The organism is Weizmannia sp. FSL W8-1119 (genome assembly GCF_038008605.1).
Taxonomy (GTDB): Bacteria; Bacillota; Bacilli; order Bacillales; family Bacillaceae_C; genus Weizmannia; species Weizmannia coagulans.
On record NZ_JBBOZL010000001.1, the window covers coordinates 1,298,105 to 1,313,573 of the forward strand.

Annotated in this window: 12 protein-coding genes; 9 read left to right on the forward strand and 3 right to left on the reverse strand. The window is 47.5% G+C overall.

Annotated features, from left to right (window positions below; translation table 11 throughout):
* The first annotated feature begins 1 nt into the window (after position 1).
* The 4 genes from NSQ19_RS06215 to NSQ19_RS06230 all read left to right on the forward strand — a co-directional run bounded on the left by NSQ19_RS06215 (position 2) and on the right by NSQ19_RS06230 (position 4,024).
* The gene (locus NSQ19_RS06215; RefSeq protein WP_340702565.1) at positions 2-796 is read left to right on the forward strand and encodes a M15 family metallopeptidase; all 795 of its coding nucleotides are present in this window, start codon (positions 2-4) and stop codon (positions 794-796) included.
* Positions 797-866: 70 nt separating this feature from the next.
* Complete coding sequence (locus NSQ19_RS06220) at positions 867-2,360, forward strand: lmo1851 family serine protease (protein WP_207368794.1); 1,494 nt, start codon at positions 867-869, stop codon at positions 2,358-2,360.
* 109 nt (positions 2,361-2,469) lie between these two features.
* Entirely contained in the window at positions 2,470-2,907 is a 438-nt protein-coding gene (locus NSQ19_RS06225) for a MarR family winged helix-turn-helix transcriptional regulator (RefSeq protein WP_340702566.1), read from the forward strand.
* Between the two features lie 379 nt (positions 2,908-3,286).
* Entirely contained in the window at positions 3,287-4,024 is a 738-nt protein-coding gene (locus tag NSQ19_RS06230) for a CAP domain-containing protein (RefSeq protein WP_340702567.1), read from the forward strand.
* A 130-nt stretch (positions 4,025-4,154) separates the two neighbouring features.
* On the opposite strand, the gene NSQ19_RS06235 is transcribed toward NSQ19_RS06230, so the two are convergent.
* The gene (locus tag NSQ19_RS06235; protein WP_340702568.1) at positions 4,155-5,519 is read right to left on the reverse strand and encodes an MATE family efflux transporter; all 1,365 of its coding nucleotides are present in this window, start codon (positions 5,517-5,519) and stop codon (positions 4,155-4,157) included.
* Between the two features lie 186 nt (positions 5,520-5,705).
* On the opposite strand from NSQ19_RS06235, the gene NSQ19_RS06240 reads away from it, so the two are divergent.
* Entirely contained in the window at positions 5,706-6,440 is a 735-nt protein-coding gene (locus NSQ19_RS06240) for a hypothetical protein (RefSeq protein WP_340702569.1), read from the forward strand.
* A gap of 63 nt (positions 6,441-6,503) precedes the next feature.
* On the forward strand, positions 6,504-7,499 hold the full coding sequence (gene dapF / locus NSQ19_RS06245; RefSeq protein WP_061566212.1) for a diaminopimelate epimerase: 996 nt from the start codon (positions 6,504-6,506) through the stop codon (positions 7,497-7,499).
* Between the two features lie 58 nt (positions 7,500-7,557).
* Here dapF and NSQ19_RS06250 read toward each other — a convergent pair whose 3' ends face one another.
* A complete protein-coding gene (locus NSQ19_RS06250) occupies positions 7,558-9,399 on the reverse strand; it encodes a DNA ligase D (RefSeq protein WP_340702570.1) in 1,842 nt (613 codons plus the stop codon).
* A gap of 90 nt (positions 9,400-9,489) precedes the next feature.
* Here NSQ19_RS06250 and ku point away from each other — a divergent pair, with 90 nt between their 5' ends.
* From ku to NSQ19_RS06265, 3 genes are all read left to right on the forward strand, one after another.
* Positions 9,490-10,323 carry a non-homologous end joining protein Ku gene (gene ku, locus NSQ19_RS06255; RefSeq protein WP_035180876.1) on the forward strand — a complete coding sequence of 278 codons (834 nt, stop codon included), beginning with the start codon at positions 9,490-9,492 and terminating at the stop codon, positions 10,321-10,323.
* A gap of 87 nt (positions 10,324-10,410) precedes the next feature.
* A complete protein-coding gene (locus tag NSQ19_RS06260; RefSeq protein WP_340702571.1) occupies positions 10,411-11,058 on the forward strand; it encodes a phosphatase PAP2 family protein in 648 nt (215 codons plus the stop codon).
* 212 nt (positions 11,059-11,270) lie between these two features.
* The gene (locus NSQ19_RS06265) at positions 11,271-13,256 is read left to right on the forward strand and encodes an LTA synthase family protein (RefSeq protein WP_340702572.1); all 1,986 of its coding nucleotides are present in this window, start codon (positions 11,271-11,273) and stop codon (positions 13,254-13,256) included.
* 114 nt (positions 13,257-13,370) lie between these two features.
* Here the strand turns inward: NSQ19_RS06265 and NSQ19_RS06270 are convergent, their stop codons facing one another.
* A complete protein-coding gene (locus NSQ19_RS06270) occupies positions 13,371-15,440 on the reverse strand; it encodes a thioredoxin domain-containing protein (protein WP_340702573.1) in 2,070 nt (689 codons plus the stop codon).
* Positions 15,441-15,469: the final 29 nt, after the last annotated feature.

Genomic DNA, 15,469 nt, shown 5'->3' on the forward strand with positions numbered 1-15,469 from the left:
CATGAGAAAATATGTATATACCGGCCTTGCCGCGATTTTGCTGGCCGGCTGCAGCGTAACAAACGGAAACGAGCCGGAAACGGGCACCCATAAAAGCACCGCCCCGGCGAAACCAGCCCACACGGATACCGGAAAAAAAACCGGTTCCGGTTTGGTGCTTGATGCAAAATATTTTAACAAAATCAAAACGGTTAACGGGAAAAAAGTGATCCAGAATCCGGACAATATTTTGGCGCTTGTCAATAAAACCTATATTCTCGGGGATTACAAACCGAAAGACCTCGTCCGGCCGAATGTCCGCTTTTCATTTGGCGACGAAAGAATCGAAAAAAGCTATATGCGGAAAGAAGCAGCCGCGGCGCTTGAAAAAATGTTTGCCGCCGCCGAAAAGGACGGCATTGAATTATATGCCGCTTCCGCATACCGGTCGTATAACCGCCAGAAAGCTGTGTATGCGGCAGAAGTGCAAAGTTCGGGGGAAGAACATGCAGAACAGGCGGTTGCCATCCCGGGGTCGAGCGAACATCAGACCGGTCTCGCCGTTGATATTACAAGCCAGACCGCCCATTTTCTCCTCACACAGCAAATGGGGAAGCAGAAGGAAGGCATCTGGCTTGCAAAACATGCACATGAATACGGGTTTATTTTAAGGTATCCGAAAAACAAAGAGAACATTACGAAATATGAGTACGAGCCCTGGCATTTCCGGTATGTCGGAAAAGAGGCGGCAGCCGTCATTTACAAGCACGGCTGGACGCTTGAAGAGTATTTCGAACATGTACATAAGGCTGAATAAATCCTGGGCTCTTTTATTAAAAAGAAAAAGCTGGTAGAATAAAGAAGTTAGAAATCGGGAGCTATGACTTTTGGAAAACGGCATGAAAGTGGTGAAGCCTTTGGACGATGAGAAGAAACAGACGGAATCCGGCCAGGAAGAACAAACCGGTTATATCCGTATGAAAAAATTTAAATTTGTCATGCTTTTGTTTTTCGTGATTTTCATAACAGCTGGCATTACGACCGCTGCCTTTGCGTTCGGCGACCAAAAAGCCGTCAACGTGACGACTGTCAACCGGCCGGAGTTTGACAAACTGTATAAAGCATATGACAGCATCCAGAAAAAATATTACACAAAAGTAAAACAGAAGACGCTTGTCGACGGGGCCATTAACGGAATGGTGGAATCGCTCAATGACCCGTATTCTGATTATATGTCAAAAACCGAAGCATCAGACTTCAATAACACCATTTCTTCTTCTTTTGAAGGAATCGGTGCGGAAGTGGAAGAAAAAGATGGCTATATTGTGATTGTTTCGCCGATTAAAGGTTCTCCGGCCGAAAAAGCCGGCCTGAAGCCGAACGATAAAATACTCGCGGTTGACGGCAAAAGCGTCCATGGCATGAGCGCCAATGAAGCGGTCATGTTGATCAGGGGCAAAAAAGGGACAAAGGTGACACTCACGATCCAGCATGTCGGATCGAAAGACGAAACGAAAGTGACCTTGACACGCGACACGATCCCGGTCAATACAGTTTATGCGAAGATGTTGAAAAACGGGGTTGCCCATATCCAGATTACGACATTTTCAGACGGCACATATAAAGAATTCAAGGCGGCCGTTGAGAACATGAAAAAGCAGGGCATGAAGTCGATGATTGTCGATGTGCGTCAGGACCCGGGCGGACTGCTTGACCAGGCTATTAAAATTGCGAATATGTTTGTGCCGGAAGGGCGTACGATCCTGCAGACGGAAGACCGGAACGGCTCCCGGGAGAAATATGTGGCAGAAAGTGGCACGAAAATTACGGTCCCGGCGGTTGTGATGATCGACGGCGGCAGCGCGAGCGCTTCTGAAATTTTGGCGGCCGCACTGAACGAATCGGCAGGCATTCCGCTTGTCGGCGAAAAATCGTACGGCAAAGGCACCGTGCAGTCTGCTGAAAAATTCAGCGACGGATCGATTTTAAAATTCACCGTCCAAAAATGGCTGACGCCAAATGGCAGCTGGATCCATAAAAAAGGGATTGAGCCGGATGAGAAAGTGCCGCTTCCGGATTATGCCAAACTTCCGGTGATCGGAACAGATGCGAAATTGAAACTGTATTCGGTCTCGGAAGATGTGAAGACGGCGGAAAAAATGCTGAAAGCACTCGGTTACAATCCGGGCAGGGTTGACGGGTATTTCGACTGGAATACAAAAACGGCTGTCGAAGCTTTCCAAATGCATGAAAAAATGCAGCCGACAGGCATCATCAATGGCGATACGGCAACAAAACTGATGTCTGAAGTCAGCAATCTTATTACGCAGCACGATACGCAGCTCAAAAAAGCGGAAGAAGTTGTCCAAAAAGAAAAATAGCAAAATAAGCCGGGAGATCTACTCCCGGCTTATTTTGTGCAATCCGATGCACGAAAAATGATATAATAAAGTCAGGAGATTCGCCTGTCCCCTATAAGAAAGGAAAGGAATGGGAGTGTTGGAGACAAAAGATACAGTCGATCTGGAATTCATCTTCCGCAGAGTATACCGTAAAATTAAAGAAGAACTGCATAGCTTGTTAAAAGAGCATGTAACCCTTAACGAATTTATGGTGTTAAAACTTTTATCGGAATCCCCGATGCGTTCATCCGATTTGTCGAAAATGCTGCAAGTGTCCGCCAGCCATATTACTTCTGTAACCGATTCGCTCGTGGAAAAAGGGCTGATTGAACGGAGAAGATCCAATAAAGACAGACGTGTGGTCGACTTAATTTTAACGGAAAAGGGAAAATCGTTAATCGGCAGGTTGAAGGAAATCAAATCCCGGTTTCTGAAAGACCAGCTGGACGTTTTTACGGAAGAAGAACGGGAAACATTGTACAGGCTGTTCCGGAAGCTTGAAGACCATCTCAATCAAATGCACTGATATGAAAACGTGCCCATATACACAAAAAGCGCCCCGAAGCCGCAAGCCCGGCTTCGGGGCACTTTTTTTAAATGAATGTGGCAGCATGCAACATTTAAGAAAAAAATGTAACAATACCCGCCCGTTTTCCGCCTTGTCAACCCCGAAATCCTTCCATCTTTTGGATATTTAAAAAGACGGTGCCAATGTGTGAAATGATAGGAAATTCGCACGATGCATGGAAACCTTTGATACAGCCGGCTTTTTCATTTTCAGTTTGCAAGCAGGCCCCTTCTTTGCTGCTTGTTCTATTTTCTCCCAGAAATATTACAAAAATCGTATGTTATGATGCTATTGTGTACGAGAGAGAAACCAACGAAAACGAGGGAGGACATCATTGATGAAAAAGGCCATGTTCACAACAGCAGCAGCACTTGCACTGATCCTTGCACCGGCAGTTTCCGGCAAGGCGGGGGCAGCCTCAAACGAAACAAACTGCAGCCCGAAAACGGTTGTTCAACATGAATACAAGTTTCATAGCATGCAGGAATTGGAGAACTGGTTAAAGCAGCATAACATCCGTTTTTCTTTTAAACCGGCAACCCATCAAACTGCTTCAAACCACGCGGGCAAAACTTACCAGACAACGGCAGCACCAAAGCAATCGGCACCGGAACAAACAGCAGCACCAAAGCAATCGGCATCAAAACAAACTTCAACGCAACCGGCAGGCGGCACGCAGTCACAGGCTGCCAACACGTTAAACGCCTATGAAAAACAAGTGGTGACCCTTGTAAACGAAGAACGGGCGAAAAACGGCCTAGGCGCGCTGAAAATTGATACGGCTTTGAGCAAAATGGCGCGCGTCAAATCGAATGATATGGCAACCCATAAATATTTTGACCATACAAGCCCGACTTACGGCTCTCCGTTCGATATGATGAAGCAATTCGGGATCTCGTATCAATATGCCGGCGAAAACATCGCAATGGGCCAGCAAACACCGCAGGAAGTCATGAATGCATGGATGAACAGCGAAGGCCACAGGGCGAATATTTTAAATAAAAACTTCACCCATATCGGCGTGGGCTATGTTGAAAACGGCCACTACTGGACACAAGAGTTTATTGGAAAATAAATTGCTTATCGCAGCCTCTTTTACGGGGCTGCTTTTTTGTACGCACTTTTTGAAACGTCACTTGCGGAAAACGGGTCCACTTTCCTGTACGCTGACCCATCTGCCGGATAAGCCCCGCTTGCGCCAAACCTTATCCGTTCTTTTTCAGCAAATCTCCGGCTTTTTGCTGGATATAATGCAAGCGCCCTAAAAGTGTTACCGCACCTACAGCAAGGCCTGTGATCAGCCCGATCCAGTAGGCATACGGGCCGAGGGCGGTGGCGGCATCCAGCAAATACCCGAGCGGAAGCCCAATGACCCAATATGAAACAAACGTCATAATGGTCGTAATCCGGACATCTTTATACCCTCTAAGCGCGCCTTGCACCGGCGCCTGAACCGCATCTGACCATTGGAAAAAGATGGCATACAGCAAAAAATGGCCGGTTAACCGGATGACAGCCGGATCATCACTGTAAAACGCTGCCACTTGTTCATGGAATAAGTAGAGCAACAGCCCGGTCAAGGTGGCGATCACAACAGCAGTCATGAGCCCGATTGTGCTGTACTGGCGGGCGTCTTTAAATCTTCCGGCCCCTGCTTCAAAACTGACAAGAATCGTCATCGCAAGCGAAATGCTGAGCGGAAGCATGTACAAAAGCGATTCAAAATTCATGGCAGCCTGATGGGAAGCGATCGTGTCAGTGCCAAATTTGCTCATGAACAATGTCACAACCGAAAAAATGCTTGATTCAAAAAAAGTCGACAACCCCATCGGGATCCCAAGCGACAATAGCGCTTTCCAGCTGCGGATCGAAACCGGGTAAAACGTGCGGAACAGCCGCATTTCAGCAAAACGTGGCAAACGCATAAGCACAAGGATTGCAATCAACAAGATAAGCCAGTAGGTGATGGCGCTCGCAACGCCGGCACCTGCCCCGCCAAGCTGCGGAAATCCGGCATGCCCGAAGATGAACAGAACATTCAATCCAATATTGATGGGCAGCGCCAACAGCGTGATCAGCATTGATATTTTTGTCAGCCCGGTAGCATCAATCAGCGAGCGGCAAACCTGGTAACAGAACAACGGAATCAGCCCGAAAGACAGGGCAAATAAAAACCGATGCGCGACCCTCTCCACATGCGGCGCTAAATCCATCCGGCCAAGGACCGGCCCAATCACCAGCCCGCCTGCAAACAGCACCAGTACGGCCATACAGACGGCGACGTAAAGGCTCTGGATAAATGTACGGGGGATTTCATCCGTGTTTTTGCTGCCGATCAAATGGGAAATGATCGGGGTAACCGCCTGTAAAACCGTTCCCAGCCCGGTTGAAACGGGGAACCAGAGGGATGCGCCGATCGCAACACCGGCCAGATCGGCTTTGGAAAAATGGCCGGACATCGTTGTATCGAAAAAATTCATGAGCAGCATCGCAAGCTGGGTGATGAGAATCGGCAGAAATAAATGCCAAAGCTGTGCGATTTTTTCTTTTAAGGTAAAAGTTTGTTTCATGTTCATTCCCCCAACTGTTTTCCACGGACTCCAAAAAATTATAACATATTCATTTTCCGGGCCGCCATGGACAGCCTGCCATGAAAATGGAAATGCCCGGCGAAAGATTTGGAAACCCGTAAAACCATCATGATTTATAAAAAGTCTCATATAATAGAGTGACCAGACAAAAACGGGAGATTCTGTATGGAGCTGAAAAAAACCTATTCGACGTTGTCTCACATGTACCTGTGTCAAACCGTTATTCTTGCATGCGGCCTTTCCGCATTTTGTCTCACGCTGATGTATATCGGGCGCGGCGGCATGTTCAACTGGCTGATTTTGGCCGTCTGGCTGTTCATTCTCTACTTTGCTGCGCGCTATTTCTACTATCAAAAGATAGAAGAAAACATATCCGGAGAAAAAGGGGAGGAAGAAAGACAAGCGGACAGCGGGCAGTACTTGATCCAGTTTCCTCCCGGTGCAAAACTCTCGGTGCAGCTTTATGACGGAAGCGGACGCTTAGGGTGGCTGCTTGAGGAAAAAGCTTTCAGACAACAAATCCGGTATTTCCGCCTTGAACGGGGAGCGGGCGCCACATTTTGCGCCACGGTCCGCAAACGGCAAAACTGGGAAATCAGCATCAGATTTCCGGCATATGAACTGGCCTTTTCATTAAAAGAAGCAAAAGGAAAAGAAATGATATTTGAAAACGGCAGCCGGACTTGCGCGATCCGGAAAAATGGAAACCATGATTTGGAATTTTACCGGGACGAACAACTTTTAGCAGTGGTGTCGCGCGGCGTGATGCCGGTCAGCTGGCAGCAGAAGTTTCCGCTTAATGCACCGGTACTTACTTTTATACGGGGGACGGAAGAAGACGAAGTACTCGTCATCGCACTGCTCGCCTTTTTTTACAGGCATAATAAATATTTCGTGTAAAAAAAAAGAAGAGATGATACAATTTTTGTAAGAATAAAGAAAGAAAAAGAGAGGAAATCCATCATGCATGTGAAACTGATTAAATGCCACGGCTCAGGCAACGATTTTTTGCTGATCGATGAAACGGAAATCTCTGCGCCATTAACGGACGACATCCGCAAAAAAATGGCTCTGTCATTTTGCCGGCGCGATGCCGGGCTCGGGGCGGACGGCCTGCTCTTTGTGTCGGAAAGCCAGCAGGCAGACGCAAAAATGCGGGTATTCAATGCGGACGGTTCCGAGGCGTCCATGTGCGGGAACGGCCTGCGCTGTGTTGCGCGGTACGTATCCGAAAAACGCGGGAAAGACGATCTGTTAATTGAAACGATGAAAGCAAATCTATATGCCCGCAAAGCAGAGCCCCTATTGGACGGCATCCCAACGTTCCGGGTCGAAATCTCGCCTGTCTCCTTTGACTTGGACAAACTGCCGATGCATATTGATAAAGAAGTGCTCATCAATGAACCGGTTAAGGCCTTGTCGGAAGATTTGTCGTTTACAGCAGTTGCGGTGCCGAATCCGCATCTGATCGCCTTTGTCGAAAATGAAGGATTCCGGTCTGATACGCAAAAAACATTGTCCGAGTATGTGAACGGACCAAATGATATCTTTCCGGACGGCGTGAATGTCAGCTTTGCCAAACCGATTGGTGAAAATGGCTTATACGTCCGCACGTTTGAACGCGGCGTCGGTTTTACAAATGCGTGCGGAACGGCGATGTCCGCTTCAAGCCTTGTGGCCTGCCTGTTAAGATTGCGCCCGTTCGGTGAAATGATCGACGTGTTCAATAATGGCGGTAAAGTACGGTGCTTTGTCCAAAAAATTGAAAAAGAAGGGGAACCGGCATACACGATTGACCTGATCGGTAATGCCACCTATTTATACGAAACCACTGTTTCTTTTGACGTTGGGCACCCGGAACAGTTCCGGATCGCGGAAAAAAAGGATTTCGGCGAACAGAAGCTGTATCAAAAGCTCGAAACCCATGCAAAAGAAACGGTAGAGAAAGCATTGGCTTAAAATTTGCGTCTCCTGTAAAAGGGAGGCGTATTTTTTTCGATTAGAAAGCTGCGCCAAACTATATGGGGCGCCCTTTGTTCTGCTTTAAAAATGCAAGTACCGGGGCAAAAGGCTGGCCGCTTTTGCAGGCAAAGAATCGCGCAAACGGGCAGCCGTACCGGTTCACACGCGAAAGGACCGTTTCAATAGTAAAGTCATACGGCGAAAGCGACGCGTTTACTTCTTCCCAGAAAAGCGGAGCCGCCACAAGCGCATCCTCATGCCCGCGCATCGAATAAGGTGCAATGATCGTTTTTCCTTCCGCATGCTGGACGAAATCAACATATAATTTTCCGCCCCGTTTTTTCTTCATCCGTTCGATTGTAAAATGTTCAGGCGATTTCGAAATGAAATAAGCAGCCACAAATTCCGTGAACAGCCTTGTATCTTCCCATGAGAACTGCCCGTCCGGCAATGGAATGTAGACTTGCAGCCCTTTATTCCCGGAAATTTTGACAAAGCTCTCCAAATGAAGGGCATCCGTCACCTGTTTTAACAGCAAAGCCGCTTCTACTGCAAGTTGAAACGCATCCCGGGAAGGGGGGTCAAAATCAAATACAATCTCACTGACGAAACGGCTGTTTACGGTCTGAAACGGGATATGGTATTCCACCGCCAGCTGGTTCGCAAGCCACATCAGTGTTTTTAAATGGTTGCAGACAATATACCGGATGTCTTCATGCATCGCCGTATCCACAAAAGCGGGCGCATAATCGGGGCAGTTTTTCTGGTAAAATGCCTCGCCGAAGACGCCGTGCGGGTAACGGATGACGGTCAAAAGCCTGTCCGAAAGAAACGGCAGCATAAAAGGGGAAATTTCCCGCATATAGGTAAGAAAGTCGAGCTTTGTCACATGGCGCTTTTTCCATAGCGGTTTATCCGGATGCGTCACTTCCACTTCTTCCGGAATGGCGGCGTTACGGAGCCTGAAATCTTCAAATGTACAGGCATCCGGGGAAAGATCAAAGCGGAAGCGGTGGAAATGCGGTTCTCGCAGGTTGGCGCCGTCCCATTCCAAATAAAATAACTCGACGCAAATCGAAGGATCGATCGTATAGACGCCGTTTTCATCGTTTGCGGCATTTTTCCTGACTGCTTCTGCGAGGATTTGTTTTTCGCCCGGATTCATGCTGAAAAGAAACTGGCCGATTGGAAAAATGCCGCCATCTTTAAACACCGCTGCGTCGAAATACCCGTTTTTCGCGTCATAAGCTGTAATAAAGCAGGCGGCTGTTTTCCAATTTTTCACTTTTATCCATGTCTCAACCCGTTTTCCCGCTTCCCACTTGCTGTCCGTTTGTTTTGCGACAATGCCTTCACTGTTAAAATTTTTCACCGTCTCCTTTAAGGCGGGCGCGTCACGGGTAAACGGGATCTGCTGGACCCGTGCCGTTTCGCCCGGGGCGGGGGAGAGCGGCAGCGCAAGCGTTTCACAAAACTTTTCCAATACTTTTTTTCGCTGCAAATACGGTTTTCCGGCCATATCCTCCCCGCCAAGCATGAGCAAATCAAATACGAGATAATGGGCGGGGCGCACTTTAGCCTTCTCTGCAGCTGCCTTCGCTTTCATCCGCCCGCGGCGCTGCAGCTCCCTAAAGCCAGCTTTATACGGATTTTCAAGCAGCACAAGTTCGCCGTCAAGCCGTAACGGAAGCTGCCCTTTTACGCGGCCTTCAAGTGTTTGCAAAAAGGTGCGGATTTCCGGAAACTGGGGCAGCAAATCTTTTCCGTTGCGGCTCCATAACCGCATGCCGCCTTTTGTCCAGTCGAGGATCGCGCGATAACCGTCATATTTGATTTCGTATGCCCACTTTCCTGTATCAGGCAGAGACCATTTTAAAACCGGCAGCATCGGTTTCATTTCGAGCACCCTTTCTTTTTCCAAAAGTTGAAGTACATAGCGGGGCGGATTCATACATATATTATCTTCAAAAAGCGAGGCGTTTCATTCATGCATACGATGTGGAAAGGCACGATCAGTTTTGGGCTCGTCAATATCCCGATCAAACTGCATGCCGCAACGGAAGATAAAGATATCAAATTGCGTTCCCTTCATAAAAAATGTCATTCCCCGATCCGGTATGAAAAGGTTTGTCCGGTGTGCGGGGAAGAATTGGACGCGAAAGAAATTGTAAAAGGATACGAAATCGCGAAAGGGAAGTTTGTCGTGCTGGAAGAGGAGGAACTGGAAGAGCTGCGCAAACAGACAGAAGAAAAAGCAGTGGAAATTATGGATTTTCTCGATATGCGGGAAATCGACCCGGTTTATTTTAACCGGAGCTACTACATGTCCCCGAATGAAGGGGGTGTAAAAGCTTACGGCTTGTTGCGGAAAGCGCTGACCGAATCAGAGAAAGTCGGGCTTGCCCGGATTGTCATGCGTTCAAAGGAGCAGCTCGCCGTTATCCGCGTGTATGAAAATACGCTGCTGATGGAAACCATCCATTACCCGGATGAAGTCCGGAGGGCATCTGACGTTCCGAATGTGCCGCAGGATGATGAAGTCTCGAAAAAAGAAATTGAGACGGCAATTTTGCTGATTGACCAGTTAACGACATCGTTTGAGCCTGAAAAATATACGGATGCATACCGGTCAAACCTGATGGCTTTGATTGAATCGAAGCGGACCGGGAAAAAACTCGTCACGGCGAAAGTGAAAGAACCGGAAAATAATGTGACCGACCTGATGGCGGCGCTCCAGGCTTCCATCGACAGGGCAAAGCCGGCAAAAAAACCGGCAAAGAAACCAAAAAAAGCGGCTAAAACAAAGGCAAAAGAAGCGTAAAAACCGGCGGATACCGGTGCGGGGAATGCCTGAAAATTTGCCGGAAAGCCTCCAATATGGTAAATTATTTCATATTGGAGGTTGATGATGAAAAGGCAGACGATTGTGCAATGGCTGTTCGTTTTACTGGTGCTTTCCCTCTGCACCTGGATTTTTTTTGAAATCGCCGATCATTTCAACCAGGGGGAGATCCGGCATTTTGACCTTCCGATTATCTCATTTGTCCAGGGGAATATTTCCGGCCGGTTAACGAGCGTGATGCTGGCTGTTACCTTTCTCGGATCTGTAAAAGGGGCGGCGGTGGTCACCCTCGTGCTTTCCCTTGTGCTCTGGATCAAAAAATACCGCACACTGGGCCTTTATCTCGCTGTATCTGTCGCGCTTGGAGCGGGGGTTTTTAACACCATATTAAAATACATATTCAAGCGCCAGCGCCCCGATATTATGCGTATCGTCCAGGAAACGGGCTACAGCTTCCCGAGCGGGCATTCGATGGGATCCATGATTTTATACGGCTGCCTCGTATTGATTCTGTTCCGCATCACAAAACGCAGGTGGGTGAAGTTCGCGGGGACGCTGTTTGCCCTCTTGCTGGTGCTTGCCATCGGCATCAGCCGCATCTATTTAGGGGTACACTACCCGAGCGACGTTGCCGGCGGATATGCGGCCGGCCTTGTTTGGGTCATTTTATCTGCGCTTGCGTTGAACTTGTTTGAAACAAAATTGAAATTGTAATAAAATATGGTGGGAATAAAAATGTTTGGCGGTGGGTATGCGGATTTTCGGACCGTGCAGTCGCGTTTAGCCGGAAAGGACTGCCCCGGTGCTGGAAAAGCCGTTAATGAGCGCTTGCTTTTTTTAAAAATTGTATTACAATATGTTGGTATGAATGAAGAAGCGTCCTGAAATTGTTGCCGGAGAGTTTGGCGATTGGGAGGGAATACTGAATGAAGATCTCGTTTAGCCAGATTAAAAGTTTGCTAAATAAAAAATACGCCCTGTACTTTCTCATGGTTTTTTTGTTCTGGGTAAAAACTTATATTGTCTATAAAGCGGAATTCAATCTGGATCTGCAAAACGGCATGCAGAAATTTTTGCTCGCCATCAATCCCATCAGTTCGGCACTGTTCTTCTTTGCGCTTGCGCTTTTCTTTAAAGGACGCGGCCGGATCATTGCAATAACTGTGATTGACGTGCTTTTGTCTGTTTTGCTGTACGCGAATGTATGCTATTACCGTTTTTTTAATGACTTCATTACACTGCCTGTGCTGTCGCAGACGAAAAACTTCGGCGACCTCGGTGGGAGTGCCGCTGCATTAATGAAGCCTTATGATATTTTTTACTTTTTTGATACGATCATCCTCATTGTCTTGATTGCAACGAAAGCCGTCAGGGCCAATGCAGAGAAGGTCAGCCGCCGCTCGCTTGCCGGGCTGATGATTGCCGCAATTGCATTTTTCATTTTTAATCTCGGCCTTGCCGAAGCGGACCGCCCGCAGCTTTTAACGCGGACTTTTGACCGCAGTTATATCGTGAAATATCTCGGCATGTACAATTACACCCTTTATGATGCGGTTCAGACAACAAAATCGTCTGCGCAGCGGGCGATGGCTGATAGCAGTGACGTGAGCGATGTGGAAAACTATGTGAAAGCGAACTATATCGAGCCGGACAGCAAATATTTCGGCGCGGCAAAGGGTATGAATGTCATTTACGTTTCACTTGAGTCGTTCCAGAACTTTTTGATCAATTACAAATTGGACGGCAAAGAGGTCACACCGTTTTTAAACTCGCTGACAAAGGACAAAAACACCTTTTATTTCGATAACTTTTTCCACCAGACAGGCCAGGGGAAAACGTCTGATGCCGAATTTATGATGGAAAACTCGCTGTTCCCGCTGCCGACGGGGTCTGTATTTACAACGAAAGCACAAAATACGTACCAGGCAGCACCTGCTATTCTTGACCAGAAAGGCTATACATCGGCTGTTTTCCACGGAAACTATAAGACTTTCTGGAACCGTGACGAAATGTACAAATCGTTCGGCTATGACCGTTTCTTTGACGCCAAGTATTACGATATGAACGACAAAAATACGTTAAACTACGGGATGAAGGACAAACCTTGGTTTAATGAGTCGATGCAGTATTTGACCAAATTGCCGCAGCCTTTCTATGCGAAGTTTATTACGCTTTCAAACCACTTTCCGTTTCCTTTGGATGAAGAGGATGCAGACTTCCCAAAGGGCGATTTCGGCGATAAAACCGTGGATAACTATTTTCAAACCGCCCATTATCTGGATGAAGCGATACAGCAGTTCTTCACCTATTTGAAGGAATCCGGGCTTTATGACCATACGGTGATTGTCATGTACGGCGACCATTATGGCATTTCGGAAAATCACAATGCGGCGATGGCGAAAGTGCTCGGCGTTCCTGAAATTACGCCATATTTGAACGCACAGCTGCAAAGGGTGCCGCTGTTTATCCATGTTCCGGGCGTAAAAGGCGGGATCAAGCATACGTACGGCGGTGAAGTCGATGTAATGCCGACGGTTATGCATTTGCTTGGCATTGATACAAAAGACTACATCCAGTTCGGGTCTGATCTTTTGTCCAGCCAGCACCGCCAAGTCGTTCCATTCCGTAACGGTGATTTTGTCACCAATAAGTACACGCAAGTATCCGGAACGCTTTACGACAATGCGACCGGTGAAAAAGTCAATCCAAAACTAGGCAAAACTGATGAAAAGATTGCAAAAGAGATGCTGAATCTGTCTGATAAAGTGGTATACGACGACCTGCTCCGTTTCTATACGCCAAAAGGTTTTACGCCGGTGAACCGGAACAAGTATGACTATTCCTTTGACCAGACGGATATGGCCGGGTTGCCGAAAACCCCCATTCCGGATTCAGCCAAAAAGAATAAATAAAGAAAACAAACCCCGGTGGAATGCAACCGGGGTTTGTTTTTTGTGCCAGGAAAAAGCATATCGTGAATGCATCATTCCGGCTTCTTTTATGGTTTTCAACAGGCATGTTTTCAATCATTTTTTAAAGAGCAAATCCCTGGCAGTTTGAAAATCGTTTGTCGGTTGATTGCAGCTGAAGTTTTCACAGACATAAATGGTTGGTTGCCCGTTTATCATGGCATAATCTTCAATAAAAGGGGCGATTTTGGAGAGTTTCTTCTTTTCGCGCCTTTTTACTGCCATGAAGGAAATTTCGGGGTGAAAATTCTCCTGAATATGGCGGATAAAATCAACAGCTTTTTCTGTTTCATCATCCATAACGATCACCACTTCCTTCGTTGCCTGCTGTGCGTACATCACTGCCTGCATCATCATGGCGTGGGCATTGGGATCATCATGGATAACCTTGCTGAAGGCCTGAAACATTTGCTGGACTTTTTCTTCCAACGTAAAATCCCCGGTCAGTTTCGCCAGCCTTAACAATTGGCAGGCTGCGACACTGTTCCCGGAAGGCAGTGCCCCGTCATAAGACGCCTTTTGCCTGACGAGCAATGGCTCATCGTCGTTTCCGCTAAAGAAAAAGCCTCCTCCATGTCCGTCCCAAAATAAATCAATCATATTGCCGGCCAGTCTTTTTGCTTCCGCCAAATAAAAAGGGGCAAAAGTGGACTCATACAGTTCCATATATCCCCACAGGAGAAAGGCATATTCGTCTATAAAACCTTTGTTTTTTACTTCGCCATCGCGGTATCTTACCATTACCCGGCCATTTTGGATCAAGTTGTCCCTTATAAAAGAAACCGCTTTTTCTGCAGCCTGCACATAAGATGGTTGATAAAAAACACGCCCCGCTTTTGCGAGTGCTGCAATCATTAAGCCGTTCCATGCCGTTAAAATTTTATCATCGCGGAACGGGCGCACCCGTTTTTCCCGGTGCTGGAACAAGCTTTGCCGTGCCGTTTCTAATTTTTCCGCCAGCGCTGCAGGAGAAAACCCTTCCTTTTTTGCAATTGTTTCCAAATGGGTTGTAATCTGGTTCGGAATATTTTTTCCTTCGAAATTTCCCTGCCCGGTAATGCCGTATGCCTGGCAAAAGAGCGTGCCCAACTGTTCCCCCAGCACATCTTTTACTTCTTTAGGCGTCCACACATAAAACTTTCCTTCCTCGCCTTCCGAGTCGGCATCTTCCGCGGAATAGAATCCGCCATCCGGATGGGCCATATCACGCAGCACATACTTGATGATTTCTTCCGTTATTTTTTTGTACCGGGCATTTTTCGTCATCCGGAAAGCATCGGTATAGGCCAGTGCAAGCAGCGCATTGTCATAAAGCATTTTTTCAAAGTGGGGCACCAAAAATTTTTCATCAACGGAATAGCGGGAAAAACCGTAACCAATATGGTCATAAATTCCCCCGCGCGCCAGCCCGTCCAATGTTTTTGTTGCCATCGCAAGCGCATCCCGGTTTTCATAAAATTTGGCATACATGAGTAAAAATACAAGTGAATGCGGCATTGGAAATTTCGGCGCCCTGCCAAAACCGCCATAGCGGGGATCAAAAGCCTGCTTGTAAGTTTGGAAAGCGCGCCCGGCCGTTTCTTTCGTTAAAGCCGTTTGCCCCCCTTTTTTCCGGCTTGCCTTGAGCGCCTGTTTGACTTGTGCGCCTACATCCTTGATCCGGTCCGGATTTTCGGTGTATTGTTGGGATAAATAATGCAACACTTCTTTAAAACCGGGCATCCCATACCGGCTTTCCCGCGGAAAATAGGTTCCGGCATAAAAAGGGACCTTCTCCGGCGTCAAAAATACGCTCAACGGCCAGCCGCCCTGCCCGGTCATCATTTGGCAAACAAGCATATAAATGGCATCAATATCCGGCCGCTCTTCCCTGTCCACCTTAATCGCCACAAATTTCTCATTCAGGATCCGCGCCACCTCTTCATTTTCAAAAGACTCCCGCTCCATCACATGGCACCAGTGGCAGGTCGAATAGCCGATGGAAACAAAAACCGGCTTGTTTTCCCGCTTCGCTTTCGCAAAAGCGTCTTCGCCCCACGGATACCAGTCAACCGGATTACGGGCGTGCTGCAGCAAATAAGGCGATTTTTCATGAATTAACCGATTAAATGGTCTGTTTTCACCCAAGACATTCCCTTCTTTCTTTCACTTCCTTT

Coding starts and splice junctions, on each gene's coding strand:
- ku (WP_035180876.1), top strand. CDS start 9,490: ATGCATACGATGTGGAAAGGCACGATCAGTTTTGGGCTCGTCAATATC.
- NSQ19_RS06265 (WP_340702572.1), top strand. CDS start 11,271: ATGAAGATCTCGTTTAGCCAGATTAAAAGTTTGCTAAATAAAAAATAC.
- NSQ19_RS06215 (WP_340702565.1), top strand. CDS start 2: ATGAGAAAATATGTATATACCGGCCTTGCCGCGATTTTGCTGGCCGGC.
- NSQ19_RS06250 (WP_340702570.1), bottom strand. CDS start 9,399: ATGAAACCGATGCTGCCGGTTTTAAAATGGTCTCTGCCTGATACAGGA.
- NSQ19_RS06240 (WP_340702569.1), top strand. CDS start 5,706: ATGGAGCTGAAAAAAACCTATTCGACGTTGTCTCACATGTACCTGTGT.
- NSQ19_RS06235 (WP_340702568.1), bottom strand. CDS start 5,519: ATGAAACAAACTTTTACCTTAAAAGAAAAAATCGCACAGCTTTGGCAT.
- NSQ19_RS06230 (WP_340702567.1), top strand. CDS start 3,287: ATGAAAAAGGCCATGTTCACAACAGCAGCAGCACTTGCACTGATCCTT.
- NSQ19_RS06260 (WP_340702571.1), top strand. CDS start 10,411: ATGAAAAGGCAGACGATTGTGCAATGGCTGTTCGTTTTACTGGTGCTT.
- dapF (WP_061566212.1), top strand. CDS start 6,504: ATGCATGTGAAACTGATTAAATGCCACGGCTCAGGCAACGATTTTTTG.
- NSQ19_RS06225 (WP_340702566.1), top strand. CDS start 2,470: ATGGGAGTGTTGGAGACAAAAGATACAGTCGATCTGGAATTCATCTTC.